The organism is Photobacterium sp. (genome assembly GCF_057456235.1).
Genome location: NZ_JBVCPH010000008.1, coordinates 196,218 through 213,784 on the forward strand (window position 1 = coordinate 196,218; position 17,567 = coordinate 213,784).

A 17,567-nucleotide genomic window follows, 5' to 3' on the forward strand; every position below is an offset into this window, starting at 1 on the left:
CTGACGTTAATCCAGCGCCTGCGTCACATTAATTAACATAGGCTGAATTTATTTGGTTATTTTTGTTAAGTTCATTTGCATCGTTAATACGTAGATATACGAAATTTCTTATAAATTTTTATATAAAACAAGAGTATGAATATTTATTCTTTGCTGAGACAGCCTCACATATATTCACATCGATAGTGATATAATGTTAAAATAAGTCAATTAGCCCGACTCAATACAACCGTAACGGAAAATCTTATGATCCCAGCAGAACGTCAACGTGCAATTCTGGCTCTACTCAGCAACCAAGAAGTTATAGGTATTCACGACCTGACACAGCAGTTGCAGGTTTCCCATATGACGATTCGTCGGGATATCGCTAAGCTAGAAGTTGATGGCCGTGTTATGTCGGTATCTGGTGGTGTTCAGCTGACAGAAATGATTCATTCTGAGTTATCTCATGATGTTAAAATCGGCCAGAACAACAATGAAAAAGCGGGCATCGGATTATATGCATCTAACCTTATTGAGCCTAATGCAACGATTTATCTTGATGCAGGTACGACAACATTAGAAATTGCTCATCATTTAGTGCATCGCGATGATTTACTGGTGGTGACCAATGATTTTGCAATTACGGCATTCTTACTGAATAATTCCGAATGTAACCTCTACCATACGGGTGGTAAGATCGATCGGATGAACCAGTCTTGTGTGGGTGAAAAAGCAGCGCGACTGCTGAATGAGATAAATATTGATCTTGCCTTTGTGTCAACGTCATCTTGGAGTCAGCGTGGGATCTCGACACCGAGTGAAGATAAGGTACTCGTTAAAAAAGCAGTTATTGCTTCCTCTCGGGTTAATTACTTAGTGAGTGATTCATCAAAGTACGGCAAAGTTGCAACTTTTCATGCTGTTGATATCGACAGCTTCGATAAAATTATTACTGACATCCATTTCCCTGCCAGTTGCATCCAGGGTTTATCTGAACGAGGAATTGAAGTTGTGACGGTTAAATAGGGATTATCCGATAATATAAACAGGTATTGTTCCCAAAGGCTTTGTCGAAAAAATATTGAAGTATAAGCATACAGATTTCCACCCAGCCAACCTCAAGATTTTCATTTACGCAAGAATTCCGCATCTTGAGATAACTTGGCTATAGCTGCAATGATGATTGACGCTGTTGAGCACCATAATAAAAATGGCCCCAAGCCAGAAAAAGGTGTTAGGATATATGCCTAAACGGTTTACATTTCACTTTTTAAGTGTGATTTAGATTGTTTATTGAACAAGTAGTTAGTCGGGGAGCCATAAGGCTGAGACCACTTCGGTGGGACCCGTTGAACCTGATCCAGTTAGCACTGGCGTAGGGAACTAACAGTAGTGCCCCCTCTGGCCACGATTTATGGCCTGCTCTTCACGGCACCTGTTGTTACCCCTGCGCAGCATTTTTTAGGGGTAGTCATGACAGCAACGTCGAAAACACCAATCACACTGACCATCGCGGGTTCTGACAGCGGAGGCGGTGCCGGCATCCAAGCCGATATCAAAGCGATTTCTGCAACTGGCGGTTATGCCTGCTCAGTGATCACCGCACTTACAGCCCAGAACACCCTCGGTGTATCAGCCATATTCCCTGTTTCCCCAGAATTTGTCGAACAGCAACTTGATGCGGTATTTACCGACTTAGATGTTAAAGCAGTAAAAATCGGTATGCTGAGTGATGCCACGATCATTCGCGCTGTGGCGAACAAACTACGCCAGTATCAGCCTGCGTATCTGGTTCTCGATCCGGTGATGGTGGCCACCAGCGGTGACTTACTCTTACAGCAAGAAGCCATCTCAACCCTGAAAGAAGCACTGATCCCGCTGGCCGATGTGATCACCCCTAACCTGCCCGAAGCCGCTGCCCTGCTTAACTGCGAGCGTCCCACCACTGAAAGTGACATGGTAACCATGACTGAGGCACTTCGTCATCTGGGGGCTAAATCGGTATTGTTAAAAGGCGGGCATCTGGAACAAGAAGAAAATAGTACCGACCTTCTGATTGTGGCCGATGATGTGCATCGGTTGAGTACCAAGCGCATTGCCACCCGGAATACCCATGGCACAGGTTGTACCCTGTCGGCGGCAATCGCTTCTTATCTTGCGCAAGGTTATCCATTGCTCGACGCGGTAACCCATGGCAAAAACTATATATCGCAAGCAATCCTTCATGCTGATGAGCTGGAAATTGGTTCCGGTCATGGCCCCGTGCACCATTTCTTTGCTGGTCATTTCACCCCTGACGCGTAACTAAAAAATAACGGAGCATGACGGTAATACTATGACGGTTGCAATATCGGCAATACCCGGGGTTGAGGTGACGCTAACACACGGCCAGATCCATTATCACACCAGCCCGTTTCCACTGTTTGCAAACTTAAGTCTAACCCTGCCGAAAGGTAAATGGACCTGTATTCTCGGCAAAAGTGGCTGTGGTAAAACCTCCCTTTTACGCCTGTTGGCTGGTTTGCTGGATGACAAAGCACAGTGGCAAGGTGAAATAACAACATGTGATGGGAAAACACCAGCAAGCCAGGTGGCCTATATGGCACAACAAGATTTACTACTGCCCTGGCTGAGTGTAATAGAGAACGTCTGTTTCAGTATTCGTTTAATGAAAGGCAAGCCGAATGCCGATGAGAAAGCGCGCGCGCTCGATCTGTTACACAGAGTCGGCCTCGCCGAATATGCCAGTGCTTATCCCGATAGCCTATCTGGCGGAATGCGCCAACGTGTCGCTTTGGCCAGAACCCTGATGCAGGATAAACCACTGCTGTTAATGGACGAACCTTTCTCGGCCCTCGACGCTGTTACCCGCCATAAACTACAGAACCTCGCGGCTGAGTTGCTGGCTGATAAAACCGTTTTGCTGATCACCCATGATCCGCAAGAAGCGCTGCGCTTGGGTCATCAAATATTGCTGATGACGGGAACTCCCGCTGCTGTCCGTTCACTCCCGGCACCGTCATCAGCACCTCCTCGCCAATTTGATGCTGAACTGGCGACATTACAACAAAAAATTATCGAGCAACTGGAGCAGGATTATGGCTGACTTACAATCGTCTCCCCACCCACTGCCTCGCATGATTATCAGCAGCGCAGTGATCCTCGGGGTATGGCAACTGACTGTCGTAACATTTCAATTACCGAGTTTTATCTTACCGGGCCCGATAGCTGTACTCGACAAGCTTATCCAGCGCCATGACGTTCTGCTCAATCACACCTGGGTTACCGCCGCTGAAGTGCTACTGGGTTTATTGCTAGGCCTGTCAATGGGCCTGTTTTTTGCTCTGCAGATGCTGCTCTTTGATCCGCTGCGTCGCTGGTTGCTACCTGTGTTAATTGCCAGCCAGGCAATTCCTGTCTTTGCCATCGCACCTATTCTGATGCTATGGCTGGGGTATGGCATTACCTCCAAAGTCGTGATGGCGGCATTGATCATCTTTTTCCCTGTGACCACCTGTTGTTACGACGGATTAAGGCACACACCTTCCGGCTATCTGGATCTGGCTAAAACCATGGGCGCTTCAAAATGGCAACTGCTGTGGCATGTACGCTTACCTGCAGCTTTACCCGCGCTGGCATCGGGGATCCGTGTTGCGGTTGTTGTCGCGCCAATTGGTGCCGTTGTCGGTGAATGGGTGGGCTCCAGTGAAGGGCTGGGCTACCTGATGTTGCAAGCCAATGCCCGCATGATGATCGATGAAATGTTTGCCGCTTTGTTGATCCTGGCTACTTTTTCAATCGGCTTGTACTTTGCTGCCGATTTACTGCTTAAGCGAGCGATACCATGGCAATCCAAACAATGAATGGAACCGCAAAATTAACCTAATATTTCAAACTCATAGCAATATGAAAAACAACGTAAAACCACCTCAATACTAATGAAATAAAAAGGACATTAACCTTGAAAAAAATACTGGCTAAAAGCCTGATTTCTCTGGCGCTTTCCACCTCTGTCTTTAGTGCTCCCGCTTTTAGCGCACCAACTAAAAACATGACGTTAATGCTCGACTGGTTCGTCAACCCGAATCATGGCCCGATTGTCATCGCAAAAGAGAACGGTCTTTTCAACGACCAAGGACTGAACATCACCATCCAGGAGCCGGCGGATCCAAGTATGCCGGCCAAATTGGTGGCAGCGGGCAAAGTTGACTTAGCAGTGTCTTACCAAACCAGCCTCACGATAGATGTTGCAGCCGGTCTGCCTTTGATCCGCTCTGCCACATTGATAGCAGCACCACTGAATACATTGATGGTACTGGACAACAACAAAATCAACTCACTGGCAGATTTGAAAGGAAGGAAAATAGGTATCGCCATCGCTGGTAACGAAGAAGCGACGATCGGTACTATGCTCAATAGCGAAGGCGTCGACTATAAAGATGTTCAAATCATCAATGTTGGCTGGGCACTGTCATCATCACTGGCATCTGGCAAAGTCGATGCTATCTGGGGCGGGCTGCGTAACTTTGAGACTAATCAGCTTGAGCTGGAAGGCTACAAAGCCAAGGCGTTCTTCCCCGAAGAGCACGGTGTACCGTCATACGATGAGCTAATCGTCGTCGCGAACAAAAACAGCTATGACCGAGACATACTGAAAAAATTCAACCGGGCTCTTGAACTGGCAACCCAGTACATCATCAACCACCCCGATCAGGCATGGGAAGAGTTTGTCGCTTACTCTCCCGACACACTTAACAACGAACTGAACCGCCGTGCATGGCGTGACACCCTGCCTCGTTTCGCACTGCGTCCGTCAGCCGTTGATGAAGCGCGTTACGATGACTTCGCACAATTTATGTATCAGCACAAAATCATTGATAACGCACCGCGAGCGAAGGATTACGTACCGACACTGTAATTGTCGGTTTCACCGCCTTGCAATAATCACTCTATCGGGGCTCCGGCACTCAGTACGAAGCCCATCGTTATGCTAAAAGGTTAAATCAAATGAATCATCAGGATCTAATTCGCGCTTGTCATCAAACCTGGATTGACTATACGCAACACAGCTTTGTAGATCAGCTTGCGAGCGGACAACTACACAATGAGGCTTACCTGCACTATCTGAAACAGGATTTTCTTTTCTTAAAGCATTATGCCCGCGCCTATGCGCTGGCAATTTACAAGGCGCAGACCTTAGAAGAAATGCGTGCACCATTGCCGGGTTTACATGCCCTTATCGAAAATGAAACCTGCCACCATATGACCTACTGCGCGCAATGGGGATTGACTGAAAGAGATATGGAAGCTGAGCAGGAAGATTTTGGCACCGTTGCATACACGCGCTATGTACTTGAAACCGGCATGGCGGGTGACCTGGTTGATCTGTACGTTGCCCTCGCACCATGTGCCATTGGTTATGCAGAGATTGGCCAGCAGCTGCTCAAAGATGAAAGGACGGTGATGGAAGGGAATCCCTATTATAGCTGGATCGAGCTATACAGTAGTGACGATTTCCAGAACGGTGCTAAATCTGGCATGGAACGTCTCGATTTAATGATCGCTGACACTCCACTAAACAGCCCGCGCGGTCAGCGTTTATGCGAAATATTCAAGACGGCGACCCGTATGGAAGTCGCCTTCTGGCAGCAAGGCTTAAATGCCGTTAAAGCTGAATGCCGTTCCGCATAAGAGGCTAACCAACCTTAAGCATCTAAAATTCAATCCATTTCTTGACTATTCGCTCGGCAATTGCATAAGTTATAATCTAGCCGAACATCAGATAAAGGGAACAACATGAAGATTTACGAACTGGCTCCCGCTCCAAGTGCTCGCCGGGTAAGTATTTTCCTGGCTGAAAAAGGAATTGAAATCGACCGGGTTAACGTTGATATTCGTGGCGGTGAAAACCTCTTTGATGAGTTCAAAGCCAAAAGCATCAATGGCCGCATTCCGGTTTTAGAATTAGATGACGGCACGACGATCTGCGAGTCCATTGCCATATGTCGTTATTTCGATGAAATGTACCCATCCACTCCCTCTCTTTTCGGTGATACCCCGCAAGAACGAGCGAAGGTAGAAATGTGGCAACGTATCGTCGAGTTTCAAGGGCTGTATACGGCCATGCAGGCATTCCGAAACATTAGCGGGATCTATAAAGACAGAGAGAATTGCGTTGAAAGCTGGGGGCATGAATCACGCCAGCGGGTGGTTGAATTCCTGCCGACACTCGATGCACAGTTAGCGAACTCGGCTTATATCGCAGGAAACAAGTTTTCTGTTGCCGACATCACCGCTTTTGTGATGTGCGGTTTTATTACGAACCTCGAAATTACCATTGATGAAATGTTCCCTCATATTCAAGATTGGTACGAACGCGTTTCACAACGGCCCTCGATACAAAGATAAAAACGGCTCCTGGTTGATATCAGGTACTCAAAAACCAGACCCCGCAGACAAAACAGTGATTTTTGTCTGCGGGATCGGTGTTATACGTTACACAAGCTAGACCTAGCGGTGCCACCATTCAGGGATAATGGTGCAATCTCCCATATTTGTGCTCAACCAGGCTTGTTCACCTTCAATCGTCAATTGAAGCTGCATAGAACGTTCAATCAATGCTTCTAGCTCGGCCAGGGTTTCATCGTTGATATAGACGACAGAAACATTATCAAACTGATTAATTTTAATCTTGTTTTGCTGCCACCAGATTGGTGCCGCACGATCGCCATAAGCAAAGATAATAACCTGCTTAGATTTATTGGATGCTTTACGGATACGCTTTTCATCCGGCAAGCCAAGATCTATCCATAATTCCATTTCATCACTTAGACTCTTGCGCCAAAGATCGGGTTCGTCAGCAGAACTTACGCCTTTGGTAAACGTAAGATTTTCATCAGCATTTAACCCCCATGCTAACAGGCGCAGCATCATACGTTGCAGCGTTTCTGAAGGATGACAGGCAATAGTGTGGTTCATATCTAGATAGACATGACGATCCAAATCAGCAATATTGATATGGGCTTTATAAATTGTGGCTTTTTGCGCCATAAGAGTAACACCTAACCGGTATATTAAGAAGTGTAGTAAGGAGGAGAATATACTGCAATTTTTATTGTTTTTTCAATGTGATAACGCGTTTATTGGTTTCATTCATCTCGTTCGTCAGTTGCTGACATTCAAGCGTCAGTTGTGATACAGACATTTGACTAAATGTTGACTGAAAATGTTTCTGAGAATCGGCAAGTATCGCTTTCCACTCCATCGCATCGACGGCAGAAAGCTCTTCTGTCAAAAGTCTTTTTCCCTCGTCAATATACTCTTTGGCAACAGCGCCGTATTCAGTAAAAGCTTGTTTCAGCTGTTTACTGACATCATTATCTAAACGATCACAGCCCTGAATAATCGATTCTTTCAATTGAAACGTTGTATAGATCCCGACCAATTTATCTCTCAACACATCTCGCGTTTGACGCAAGTTGTCTGAAGTAGCGACATCTGACCCCATTACCGTCAATGGTAAGCAACATAACGAAACAATAAACAAACGAAGCTTAATAACCACAATATCAAACCAATCCATAGCAGATGCATGATGATACGTTATTATGCCAACCTGGACAATTACCAGTTAAAACCAACCCTATTCTTGCTGTTTATATCGTCTCTAGCGACATATCGTTAGCCACTATCGCTTCTTTTCTGGCCTTAGACAGACGCTTGATCCGGTATTCCAGTTGCATGGCTTTGCGTTTATCCCCGACAGCTTCAGACCAGACTAAAGTAAGAGGGCCTTTGCCCTTTAAATACTTCGCCCCTTTTTTACTGCTCTGATGTTCGGTAAAGCGACGCTGTACGTCAGTCGTTACGCCACAATATAAACTGCTCGAGGCCGTCCGAATAAGATAAACAGACCACAATACCGGCTGAGGCTTGGTGGGCTCATCAATGATTGTGTTACCGTTTTTGGCTGGGCTGCCATTGTATTTATGGTCCATTGTGAACAGGCGTCGCTCCTAGATACGTCCAAAACGTCTGTAATGAGGAACTAAAAGCAAATTATGATGTGAGCGATTCCAGCATCTCTTTCAATTCGGCAATTTCCAGTTTCATCGCCGATACCTGTTCTTCCAGCTGAGTAAGCCGTTCGACAGTCTCTGATGAAGCAGCGGCCGGTGACGCTTGCGTCGCTAACGTTTCAAGATCTATCTCGCCACTGAACAAATGCATATAGCGGCAGTCTCGCTTACCCGCTTCACGAGGCAGTTTAACGATATAAGGACCATTGGGATGTGAAGCCAGACCATCAAGTACCGCCTCCGCTTCTTTCACATCACTAAAACCGCATAAGCGGTTGGTACGAGTACGGATTTCGCCAGCACTTTGCGGTCCGCGCAATAACATAACACAAATTGCAGCTCGTTCTTGTTCGGTAAATTTTAATGAACCAAACTCTGTATTGCAGAATCTGTGCTGGAATTTGGCGACACGACTACCAAAACTTGATACATCGTTGACAATACGTTTCTCTTTTAACTGTTCAACCGTATCGAGTACCGTGGCATCATCCAATGCCAATACCGGGTCGCGGTTACTTTTCTGATTACAGGCCGTTGTCAGCGCATTTAATGTCAACGGGTATTGATCTGGAGTGGTAACTTCCTTTTCAAGCAAACAACCGATCACACGAGCTTCATTCTGTGAAAAGTTAAAATCCATGATCTTCCCTCACCCTTTATTCAATTTAATGATATCTCTATTAAGGCAGATTAGCATGAGACGCAACAACAACAAGCACTGCCATTACTGACTGCTTGAAATTCAGCCGAATTTAATAATGAATTGAGGTTGTGTATACCCGAGCCCCCCAAGAGCCGGCATTTCGAGTGACATGAGCATATTGAGGCTACTGAATATCTCAGTAGAAAGTGATAACGGCGCTTCTCAGCGCCGTTTCAATAAGCGACCCAGCTGTGATGGATGATAAGACCAGCAGTGGTCAAATACCGACATTAATGCCGGATTACCATAACGGGATAAATTCACCGCATGGAATCTATTTTTCTGCTCTTTAAGCTTATTGATACGCTTGAGCATCTCCGCCGGCTGTGAAGGGGCAATAAAATCTGATAGTACAACCAAATCGGCATTTTTATATTTCCCGCGACTCATCAAATCAATCGACTGATCCAACACCGGCCCCAGATCGGTTCCACCGTGGAAAGAATAAGATAAGAAGTTCAGTACTTCAGTTAAACCATCCTGTTTGGTCAGCTCATACGTGATTTGCTGGGTCGAAAACATAATCACGTAACAGTCGCGATCTTCGGCTAAAGCAATCTGCATCAGGCCATAAGCCAGTGCTTTCGCACATTGTTCAGGGAAACCAGACATAGAGCCTGACGCATCAATGCAAACAATAAACGGACCTTTGTCTCGCTCTACGTGTTTGGTTTGGCGCTTATATGCTTTCACTTTGCGGAGCTTTCGCTGTGCGCCCTGTACCCGGTAATTCATCAGGCGTTTATCAACGAGATGCTTATAGAAGACAACTTCCAACTCTGGATACGCAAGAAACATTGCTTCATTGGGTAACAATTTCGACAAGTCATCACTCTCATGGACCCCGACAATATCATCAGTGACACTGTCACTGCGCTCTTCGACCATACGCAAATCTTCTGCCTTTACCCGCTCTTTACTCGGATCATCGATTTCATTCGCCATGCGGCCCAATTTTTCGGCGATTTCCTTCAATCCATTATTCTTTTTCAAAAAACTGGCGATGGATTTCATGGTACTGACATCTGTCCGGGTCAGCTTTGCTCTGGCCATATCCCATAATCGGCCTGCTTTTTTTTCATCCCCCGCATCCGTGACTTCTGCCACCTGCTGCATGGTTTCAATACGCTGATACAAATCTGCCAGCAGCTTCTCTTTATGCTGTTCCAGCTCCGTCAACTGCGCTTCTTGCAATGCCTGTGATAAATGTTGATACCACAAATTACAAAAATAGCTTTGAAACATTGGATTGTGTTTCTGGTGCTCTTTGTCAACCAGGCTTTTCGCTTTAAAGTAAAACGCAGAATGGCCTTCCAGCTTTTTTACAATATTGTCAGCCTGATCAAAGAAATAATCCGGATCCCAATTGCGGGCCTCTTGGTAGAGATCCATTTCCTGTTGGAAATGCTCTTCCACACTGGTCTTGGTCATACGATGTTTTACCTGACCACGCCATTTCATGATCTGGTTTTTCATCGCGGTTTTAACACCAGCGTTTGCTTCAGCCGCCATTAGCAGCTGGGGGCGTATCATCATCTCATGTACAGCATTATCGATGATCCCTGATTCGGAGAGCATTAATGCTAGGTTAAGGCCTTCAGATACTGGCATAGACTGCTCCCTTACTTATTCGAAATACTCAGATAAATGCGAAATACGTAAGGCACTTTTATCAATCAGCCGTTTGAGCTCTGATACTGAGTCCGCAGCATCGGTAATGCTCTGCTCGATAAGTACCGGCAGGTCTTTATCAATAAAATTATGTGGTAACGCACCACGGAAACTGCTGCGAGAGACCTTAATACTATGATCTGCATCGAGTGTTTTGCTTGAAGCTTTATCGACGTCTTGTTGCCACTGTTGTTGCTGGGCAACAGTGATACCTTTTGTACCGGCAAGCCCTACCAGCACAGAACGGTTTGCAATATCTTTAGTCACAAGCCGTTGCTGGGCATTAATTTCAAACTGCAGACGACACAGGTGGGTATTTTTATTTACAAAGCCATACACATCACACTGACCGGTTTTAATCTTCTTCTCAAACTCATCACCGTCGACATATACCCAACGGCTGTCCCCTTTTTCCTTTTCTGAAACAGATGTGTTCTTCTGCAGCATAACCAGCTTAATCATTCGCGGGTTATTATTGACGTTATAGCGCTTAGCGGTGCTGAAGTCATATTTAAACCATTCTTTACGCATCATGGTTTCACGACTGAAAGTCAGGCACAGTTGCGCGGCAATATCATCATGAACCTCGTCGATGATGTTTTGTGCTTCTGCTGCATTGGCCCTAGATATACTCTGGTCAAAGGCTTTTTCAACCGCAAAGTCCTGACACAAAGACCGTACAACACGGCGTGATTCCGGGCTATGCCACAGGCAGTCTTGCAATAACAACAAATCAAGCGGATTAATCATGTCACGGCCATTAAAAAAAGCGCTGGCTTTCAATAAACGAACCGATTTTTTCCAGCGGCGATCAGAGATATACAGCTCGCTATCTTCAGACGGCATATCGGTGCCGGCTTCAGCACGCTGTTCGATCATTGATTTAAGCTGATAGATCTTTTCAAAGATATCTTCTGACAGCGTTACCTCGTCAATATGCGCCTGCCACTGTTCGTATTCTTCATCTTTAATGGTTAAGGCCGGATCTATATTCTGAGCCGCTGAGCTTTCACCCATCAACATCGCTTTGAAATTCTGTTTTTCTTGAATTCGATTGACGAAGACACGGACTAACATCCGATCGTACAAGGCATCCAGACCACTATCTTCTTCCGGCAATTCATTCGATGCCGTAATAAGTAAACGCATAGGAACTGGAAGTACATCCTGACCATTTTTAAAGGTACGTTCGTTAACAACAGTCAGTAGGGTATTCAGGATGGCTGGGCCTGCTTTCCAGATTTCATCGAGGAAAACAATTTGTGCCGTTGGCAGGTAACCCTCGATCAGGCGAACATATTTGCCATTATCTTTCAATTCCTGGATCGACAAAGGACCAAACACTTCTTCCGGTGTTGAAAAGCGGGTCATCAGATAATCGAAAAATCTACTGTTATCAAAAGCCTGAATTAAACGTTTAGCAATCAGGCTTTTAGCGATACCTGGAGGACCTAAAAGAAATACACTTTCACCTGCCAGTGCGGCAAGCAAGCAAAGCTTGATCGTTTCTTCACGCTCATAAACGCCGTTAGATAGCCCTTTAATCAGTTTTTGGATCCTTTCGGAAATTAGCGCTTTGTTCGGTTGTGTTGATCTTGCCATTGTTAGCATAATTCCCGACCTCTCCATTGTTGTGTCTATGTACTGCGGTACAACAATTCCTAATCATTACTTAGGATAAACATAAAACACAATTTGTTACAATATTGTTAACTGAAATATTTTGTTACAACCCTTGTATATCAGAGAGATTGACAAACAACTATCCGTCAAACATTGATTGCAAAAATGAGATCTATCAAAAGAAATTAAGGAAGATAATATGAATGAAAGGAATATTTTTTACTTAAGTAAAATCAATGTGTTAGATTTAAATTAATGGTTGCATTAAAGTGACCGTCTGTTTTTTGAACTTATTTGAGTTTGAAACGTTATTTCATCTTTATGATACAACGCTCAAAATACGAACACTTTCCGCCATTTAATTTGCAGGCAACATTCCATTTTGTCGTATACAAAAAAAAATATAGAGTCGAATTCAACCCATTTGATTTTCACTTTTTGCGTTATCAAAGATCTCAACGTGTTTTTCTCACATTCATTTTTAAACCTCTTGTACCTATTCATGCTCTTTGACAGAATCTTACAAAGTCATTTATTGATCGACGCCTAAGGGAGATCATGAACAAGATTTCTCAACTCCCAATGCGCTTAACCATCTTTGCTTGTACCAGTATGTTACTTTTTGCCTTCGTCGCATCGAGTGAAAGCTTTGAAATGGTTATTTCAATTCTGACACTGAGCCTAATTGCGATGCTGTTACGTGAAGATTTCGGCGAAGAGATGAAGTTATGGCTTTTGCTCGCGCTAGGAAGCTATTCCCTCGGCGTCATTGCCGATTTATTAGATGAAATTCCCGAATTAGACGATCACTGGCTACTGAATAAAACTGATGATGCTTTTATGCAGATCGGTGTTTTTCTGATGTGTTTTTGTTTTAGTAAAATGCTGCATCAGCGCCTTAGCCTAATCGACGATCTTAACGCTCAGATCGCGAAAGCACGAACATTAGAAAGGGAGTTAAGTCGTCAGGCTTTACATGATGACCTGACAGGATTACAAAACCGTCGGGCGCTGTTTCGCCAGTTCGACAAAATGGCCATTAACCTCCAACGCGGTATTTTAGCCTATATTGATGTCGATAATTTCAAGCAGGTTAATGATAACCATGGCCATAAGCAAGGTGACGAACTGCTTGTCACGATAGCCAGGCAATTAATCATAACCGCACCAATCGGCAGCCAGATCTTTCGCATCGGTGGCGATGAGTTTGTCGTCTTAATGCCATCAGAAGATCAGTCGCTTTACGACGAATGGGGCGAAAAACTCTTCAACGCCACAACCGATATGAGAGAATCGTTTAACATCGACCTCAGTATCGGCCTCGCTCCCTACTATCCCGGTAATTTAAGTGATCCCGATGTCATTCTTGCAAGAGCTGACAGGGCAATGTACAAAGAAAAATCACGAGAACTCAACAGCTGAACACAAACAAACCAGATTTCTCCTTCACATAACTGTCATATCTTCGTAATAAGATGTGCTGCAAATTCACTATAAATGGAGAAAGTCAATGTTGTTCAGGGCAACGACCCTTTGGGCATTGTGTGCCAGCTTTGCATTTAATGTGCAGGCTGATACGGTGACAGTAACCGGGTCTACATCTGTCAGTCATGTCGTTGAAGTACTGGCTGAAGCCTACTCTCAGGCACACAATGAAACCTTTATCGCTGTTCAGGGGATAGGATCATCAGCTGGAATTGCAGCCGTTAAACAAGATGCCGCGGAACTTGGTATGAGCTCCCGCTCTTTAAAACCCGCCGAAATCAGTCCTGATATTAAGGTGGTCACCATCGCTCATGATGGCATTGCCTTAGTGGTGAATAAACAGAACCCCGTTATTAATCTGACAAAAGATCAAGTGTCTAAAATTTATCGCGGTGAAATCACCAACTGGAAAGACGTTGGAGGCACAGATAAAAAAATGGCTGTCGTTAGCCGTGATAACGCATCTGGCTCACGCTTTTCTTTTGAAGATTTTATGGGGCTGACACAGCAAATTAAAGAGCAGACTGTCTCTGACATCAATCCGCAGATTTTAGTTGTCAATACCAATGGCATGGTGAAAAGCTTGGTCTCCCGGAATGTCCATGCTATTGGATATGTCTCACTTGGCTCTGTTGATGATTCGGTTAAAGCCCTGTCATTTGAAGGCATTAAGCCGAATATCGATAATCTCGAGTCAGGCCAATACCAAATTTCACGCCCATTCCTGATGCTCTATAAAGAGAAGAACTTAAGCGATAATGCGAAAGACTTTTTAAACTATGTTAACTCAGATGCAGGGCAAACCATTATTGAGCAGCGGGGCTACCTCAAGGTCAGGTGATCAGAGATAAAGCCGGCAGGTATTATCAATCGGGATAATACCGGTCGGCTTTCTCGTTCCTAACGACAAACAGGATACTTTAATGATGCTCCCCACTCTGCCCAGGAGCCATCATAAACCGTCAGTAATTTCCGCCCTGTCAGTTCAGCAGCTAATGCCAGTACACAAGCTGTGACACCAGAGCCACAACTGAAAATTAACCGCTTTTCGGGATCGGCAGCAACCGTGTTAAACCATGATTCCAATTGATCTCTGTCTAGAAAGAATCCGTCTTTAATTAAATAAGTAAAAGGCAAACTCTTGGCATTTGGCATATGGCCACTTCTTACACCAGCTCTTGGTTCAGGCTCTGTTCCATCAAAGCGCGCTGCCGGACGGGCATCTAAAACAACCGTATCAGGATCATTAAGTAACAATTGCAGATTATCGGCACTAATAACCCATTGCGGCAATAAAGAGGCTGCATACTGAGAAGCCTCTGGTTTATCCGCCTCACCGCTTTCAGTTGGATACTGCTCTGCCAGCCATGCCGGTAATCCGCCGTTAAGTACTGCGACATTATCATGCCCCATCGCTTTAAACATCCACCACACTCGCGGAGCTGAAAACAGGCCGTGGCTGTCATATACCACAATCATACTCTGATTGCTGATGCCCAGTTTAGAAACTTCTTGGGCAAACAGCTCTGGCGAAGGCAGCATATGCGGTAAGTCTGCATCGGGGTCTTTAATTTTGGTATCAAAGTCAAAAAATCTCGCGCCACGAATATGGCAATTCCGCCATTCTTGTTCAGGATTTCTTGCTGAACCCGGCATATACCAACTGGCATCAAGCAGAATCAGATTTGGATCATCTAAATGTTCAGCCAACCACTTTGTCGTGACTAATGATGAGGGCAATGTGGACATACCGTATTCCTTTAACATTTTGTGTACTGATTATAGCCTGGGGCATTCTGACCAAGTTACAAGTTATCTCACAACCTGATTCTATTGGCGATTCGGTCATTGTATCCGCTATTATGAATAGGCAATTCGATAAATAATTAACTAATTAGCAACATCAATCAACCCGGAATGCTCTGTTTATCCTGCCTCTTGTGGCCAAGGACTGTAAATGAAACAAATTTATCTGGGTATCCTTACCGTTTGCTCACTGTTTTCACCTGCCGTTATGGCTTACAACTCTGGTAGCCTCTCGTTTGCTATTGATAACGACGGTATTGTCACTACCGATCAGAATTACACCAACGGCCTTTTTCTTGAGTTCAATTCAACGGCTAGCGACACACTAACATCAGACGCACCATCTCCTATTCGTCAGCTAGCCCATTTATTACCGCTCGGTTCAGCCACATTGCAAGGCTGGAATTTACGTCTTGGCCAGCAAATATGGACACCGGAAGATATTGAAGCAACCGAACCGGTACCCGATGAACACCCTTATGCCGGATTGTTATTTTTCGAAACCGGTATCTATCAATACTCCCCGGCCCGGGTCGATAAATTTAGTTTCATGCTAGGAACAGTCGGCCCCAATGCTTTGGCTGAAGAAGGGCAACGCTTCATCCACGCCATTATCGGTTCTGATAAACCCATGGGATGGGGTTTCCAAATTAAAAATCAGGTGGTTTTCAACCTAGGCTATCAAGGCGATCATCTGCTTACGCGAGAGCAGGCCTGGTTAATGGAACAATATGATGTCAGTGGCGTGGGCCGTGTCAATATCGGTAACTATCAGAGTGAAGTGGCTTTGGGTGCTGTAGCAAGATGGGGACGTGATTTAAGTGCTAACTTTGGTAGTGTAGGTTTCACCCCCGGTAAGTTTTTCGATGTCAGCGTGCTGTCGACCAGCGCATCAGGCTACTATCTGTTTGCGGGTATTGAAGGGCGTTACCGCTTTAATGATATAGCCGTTGAAGGGGATCGTCCCGACGACATACCAGATGCTCACATTGAGCATTTACAAGCAACAGCTGTTGCGGGTTTTGTCTATTACCAACCCAAATGGGGTTTGAGCCTAAGCCTTGCAACAGTCACCCGTGAGCTTAATCAAGACAGGCACTCCACTCACTCCAATGGCTCTCTTGAGCTTTTCTGGCGAATATAGGAAAAATGCCATTCCGCTGAGGTAATAAATATTGCCTATTGACTAATAAATCTTTAATTAATGCAGTATCACAATACTAACGACTACCCTTTACCCCGGGTTCTTGTACTCCCGAGCTTGGCACTATGCTCCAAAAACATAATGATGCTACCTGCCACGTCTTTACCTGACGCCGTTTCAATTCCTTCCAGACCCGGGGACGAGTTCACTTCCATAACAACAGGGCCGTGCATAGCTCTGAGCAGATCAACCCCTGCCAGATTCAGTCCCATCGTTCGCGCAGCACGAACCGCCGTAGACCTCTCCTCTGGTGTGATCCTTACAAGGCTGGCTGAACCTCCCCGATGAAGATTAGAACGAAACTCGCCTTCTTTCGCTTGCCGTTTCATGGCGGCGACAACCTTATCACCAATCACAAGGCAGCGAATATCAGCCCCTCGGGCTTCCTTGATATATTCCTGGACCATAATATTGGCATGCAGCCCAAGAAAAGCCTCAATCACACTCTCGGCAGCGGATCGGGTTTCGGCAAGAACGACTCCGATCCCCTGAGTGCCCTCCAGTAGTTTGATGACCAAAGGCGCCCCCCCTACCATATCAATAAGATCTGGGATATCACTGGGTTTATTTGCGAACCCGGTGATTGGCAGGCCTATGTTTTTACGAGCAAGTAACTGCAATGAGCGCAACTTATCTCGTGAACGTGATATTGCCACGGACTCATTAACTGAATAGACCCCCATCGTTTCAAATTGACGCAATACTGCCGTCCCATAGAAAGTCACTGATGCACCGATCCGAGGAATCACCGCGTCAAACCCTTCCAGGGCTTGCCCTTCAAAATGAATTGAGGATGCGCGGGAATTAATATTCATATAGCACTTCAAAACATCAATTACATGCATTTCATGGCCACGCTCCTGGCCAGCCTCAACTAACCTCCGGGTCGAATATAGTTTTTTGTTGCGGGACAGAATGGCAATTTTCATGGTGATTCCCTTTCTTTTTATAATCAGTAAATTCTGAACTTATAGCTCTAATCTTCGACCAAGATTGCCCACAGTTCAAATTCAAA

17 protein-coding genes, 1 pseudogene and 1 riboswitch are annotated in these 17,567 nt (G+C 45.2%); of the genes and pseudogenes, 10 read left to right on the forward strand and 8 right to left on the reverse strand.

Annotation, left to right across the window (positions count from 1 at the left end; genetic code table 11):
* Window positions 1-246: 246 nt before the first annotated feature.
* From AC2204_RS11545 to AC2204_RS11575, 7 genes and pseudogenes are all read left to right on the forward strand, one after another.
* Window positions 247-1,008, forward strand: coding sequence for a DeoR/GlpR family DNA-binding transcription regulator (locus AC2204_RS11545; RefSeq protein ID WP_318925641.1), 762 nt, complete (start codon window positions 247-249; stop codon window positions 1,006-1,008).
* 274 nt (window positions 1,009-1,282) lie between these two features.
* A riboswitch (TPP riboswitch) is annotated at window positions 1,283-1,381 on the forward strand.
* Window positions 1,382-1,455: 74 nt separating this feature from the next.
* Window positions 1,456-2,286 (forward strand): bifunctional hydroxymethylpyrimidine kinase/phosphomethylpyrimidine kinase, encoded by an 831-nt coding sequence (thiD, locus tag AC2204_RS11550; protein WP_318925679.1) that lies wholly within the window; start codon window positions 1,456-1,458, stop codon window positions 2,284-2,286.
* Window positions 2,287-2,317: 31 nt separating this feature from the next.
* Window positions 2,318-3,088, forward strand: a complete 771-nt coding sequence (locus AC2204_RS11555) for an ABC transporter ATP-binding protein (protein WP_318925642.1) — start codon at window positions 2,318-2,320, stop codon at window positions 3,086-3,088.
* Window positions 3,089-3,116: 28 nt separating this feature from the next.
* A pseudogene (locus tag AC2204_RS11560) lies at window positions 3,117-3,845 on the forward strand (ABC transporter permease); the annotation flags it as partial.
* 98 nt (window positions 3,846-3,943) lie between these two features.
* On the forward strand, window positions 3,944-4,900 hold the full coding sequence (locus AC2204_RS11565) for an ABC transporter substrate-binding protein (RefSeq protein WP_318925644.1): 957 nt from the start codon (window positions 3,944-3,946) through the stop codon (window positions 4,898-4,900).
* Window positions 4,901-4,989: 89 nt separating this feature from the next.
* Complete coding sequence (locus AC2204_RS11570) at window positions 4,990-5,673, forward strand: TenA family protein (protein WP_318925645.1); 684 nt, start codon at window positions 4,990-4,992, stop codon at window positions 5,671-5,673.
* 105 nt (window positions 5,674-5,778) lie between these two features.
* Window positions 5,779-6,390, forward strand: a complete 612-nt coding sequence (locus tag AC2204_RS11575; RefSeq protein ID WP_318925646.1) for a glutathione S-transferase family protein — start codon at window positions 5,779-5,781, stop codon at window positions 6,388-6,390.
* A 102-nt stretch (window positions 6,391-6,492) separates the two neighbouring features.
* On the opposite strand, the gene AC2204_RS11580 is transcribed toward AC2204_RS11575, so the two are convergent.
* The 6 genes from AC2204_RS11580 to AC2204_RS11605 form a co-directional block, all read right to left on the reverse strand.
* On the reverse strand, window positions 6,493-7,032 hold the full coding sequence (locus AC2204_RS11580; RefSeq protein WP_318925647.1) for a YaeQ family protein: 540 nt from the start codon (window positions 7,030-7,032) through the stop codon (window positions 6,493-6,495).
* A gap of 61 nt (window positions 7,033-7,093) precedes the next feature.
* Window positions 7,094-7,564: a hypothetical protein gene (locus AC2204_RS11585; RefSeq protein ID WP_318925648.1), complete on the reverse strand. Its 471-nt coding sequence runs from the start codon at window positions 7,562-7,564 to the stop codon at window positions 7,094-7,096.
* A gap of 73 nt (window positions 7,565-7,637) precedes the next feature.
* Window positions 7,638-7,979: a GIY-YIG nuclease family protein gene (locus AC2204_RS11590; RefSeq protein ID WP_318925649.1), complete on the reverse strand. Its 342-nt coding sequence runs from the start codon at window positions 7,977-7,979 to the stop codon at window positions 7,638-7,640.
* A gap of 61 nt (window positions 7,980-8,040) precedes the next feature.
* Window positions 8,041-8,700 carry a YceH family protein gene (locus tag AC2204_RS11595; protein ID WP_318925650.1) on the reverse strand — a complete coding sequence of 220 codons (660 nt, stop codon included), beginning with the start codon at window positions 8,698-8,700 and terminating at the stop codon, window positions 8,041-8,043.
* Between the two features lie 225 nt (window positions 8,701-8,925).
* The gene (gene viaA, locus AC2204_RS11600) at window positions 8,926-10,374 is read right to left on the reverse strand and encodes an ATPase RavA stimulator ViaA (RefSeq protein ID WP_318925651.1); all 1,449 of its coding nucleotides are present in this window, start codon (window positions 10,372-10,374) and stop codon (window positions 8,926-8,928) included.
* 15 nt (window positions 10,375-10,389) lie between these two features.
* Complete coding sequence (locus AC2204_RS11605; protein WP_318925652.1) at window positions 10,390-12,045, reverse strand: ATPase RavA domain-containing protein; 1,656 nt, start codon at window positions 12,043-12,045, stop codon at window positions 10,390-10,392.
* Window positions 12,046-12,615: 570 nt separating this feature from the next.
* Here AC2204_RS11605 and AC2204_RS11610 point away from each other — a divergent pair.
* Both AC2204_RS11610 and AC2204_RS11615 read left to right on the forward strand, forming a co-directional pair.
* On the forward strand, window positions 12,616-13,479 hold the full coding sequence (locus AC2204_RS11610; RefSeq protein WP_318925653.1) for a GGDEF domain-containing protein: 864 nt from the start codon (window positions 12,616-12,618) through the stop codon (window positions 13,477-13,479).
* Window positions 13,480-13,567: 88 nt separating this feature from the next.
* Entirely contained in the window at window positions 13,568-14,383 is an 816-nt protein-coding gene (locus AC2204_RS11615; protein WP_318925654.1) for a phosphate ABC transporter substrate-binding protein, read from the forward strand.
* 59 nt (window positions 14,384-14,442) lie between these two features.
* On the opposite strand, the gene sseA is transcribed toward AC2204_RS11615, so the two are convergent.
* Window positions 14,443-15,291 carry a 3-mercaptopyruvate sulfurtransferase gene (gene sseA / locus AC2204_RS11620; RefSeq protein ID WP_318925655.1) on the reverse strand — a complete coding sequence of 283 codons (849 nt, stop codon included), beginning with the start codon at window positions 15,289-15,291 and terminating at the stop codon, window positions 14,443-14,445.
* 208 nt (window positions 15,292-15,499) lie between these two features.
* Here sseA and AC2204_RS11625 point away from each other — a divergent pair, with 208 nt between their 5' ends.
* Window positions 15,500-16,492, forward strand: a complete 993-nt coding sequence (locus AC2204_RS11625) for a lipid A deacylase LpxR family protein (RefSeq protein ID WP_318925656.1) — start codon at window positions 15,500-15,502, stop codon at window positions 16,490-16,492.
* Window positions 16,493-16,575: 83 nt separating this feature from the next.
* Here the strand turns inward: AC2204_RS11625 and rimK are convergent, their stop codons facing one another.
* A complete protein-coding gene (gene rimK, locus AC2204_RS11630; RefSeq protein ID WP_318925657.1) occupies window positions 16,576-17,481 on the reverse strand; it encodes a 30S ribosomal protein S6--L-glutamate ligase in 906 nt (301 codons plus the stop codon).
* Window positions 17,482-17,567 lie beyond the last annotated feature (86 nt).

Coding starts and splice junctions, on each gene's coding strand:
- AC2204_RS11545 (WP_318925641.1), top strand. CDS start 247: ATGATCCCAGCAGAACGTCAACGTGCAATTCTGGCTCTACTCAGCAAC.
- thiD (WP_318925679.1), top strand. CDS start 1,456: ATGACAGCAACGTCGAAAACACCAATCACACTGACCATCGCGGGTTCT.
- AC2204_RS11555 (WP_318925642.1), top strand. CDS start 2,318: ATGACGGTTGCAATATCGGCAATACCCGGGGTTGAGGTGACGCTAACA.
- AC2204_RS11570 (WP_318925645.1), top strand. CDS start 4,990: ATGAATCATCAGGATCTAATTCGCGCTTGTCATCAAACCTGGATTGAC.
- AC2204_RS11575 (WP_318925646.1), top strand. CDS start 5,779: ATGAAGATTTACGAACTGGCTCCCGCTCCAAGTGCTCGCCGGGTAAGT.
- AC2204_RS11580 (WP_318925647.1), bottom strand. CDS start 7,032: ATGGCGCAAAAAGCCACAATTTATAAAGCCCATATCAATATTGCTGAT.
- AC2204_RS11585 (WP_318925648.1), bottom strand. CDS start 7,564: ATGGATTGGTTTGATATTGTGGTTATTAAGCTTCGTTTGTTTATTGTT.
- AC2204_RS11590 (WP_318925649.1), bottom strand. CDS start 7,979: ATGGACCATAAATACAATGGCAGCCCAGCCAAAAACGGTAACACAATC.
- AC2204_RS11595 (WP_318925650.1), bottom strand. CDS start 8,700: ATGGATTTTAACTTTTCACAGAATGAAGCTCGTGTGATCGGTTGTTTG.
- viaA (WP_318925651.1), bottom strand. CDS start 10,374: ATGCCAGTATCTGAAGGCCTTAACCTAGCATTAATGCTCTCCGAATCA.
- AC2204_RS11605 (WP_318925652.1), bottom strand. CDS start 12,045: ATGCTAACAATGGCAAGATCAACACAACCGAACAAAGCGCTAATTTCC.
- AC2204_RS11610 (WP_318925653.1), top strand. CDS start 12,616: ATGAACAAGATTTCTCAACTCCCAATGCGCTTAACCATCTTTGCTTGT.
- AC2204_RS11615 (WP_318925654.1), top strand. CDS start 13,568: ATGTTGTTCAGGGCAACGACCCTTTGGGCATTGTGTGCCAGCTTTGCA.
- sseA (WP_318925655.1), bottom strand. CDS start 15,291: ATGTCCACATTGCCCTCATCATTAGTCACGACAAAGTGGTTGGCTGAA.
- AC2204_RS11625 (WP_318925656.1), top strand. CDS start 15,500: ATGAAACAAATTTATCTGGGTATCCTTACCGTTTGCTCACTGTTTTCA.
- rimK (WP_318925657.1), bottom strand. CDS start 17,481: ATGAAAATTGCCATTCTGTCCCGCAACAAAAAACTATATTCGACCCGG.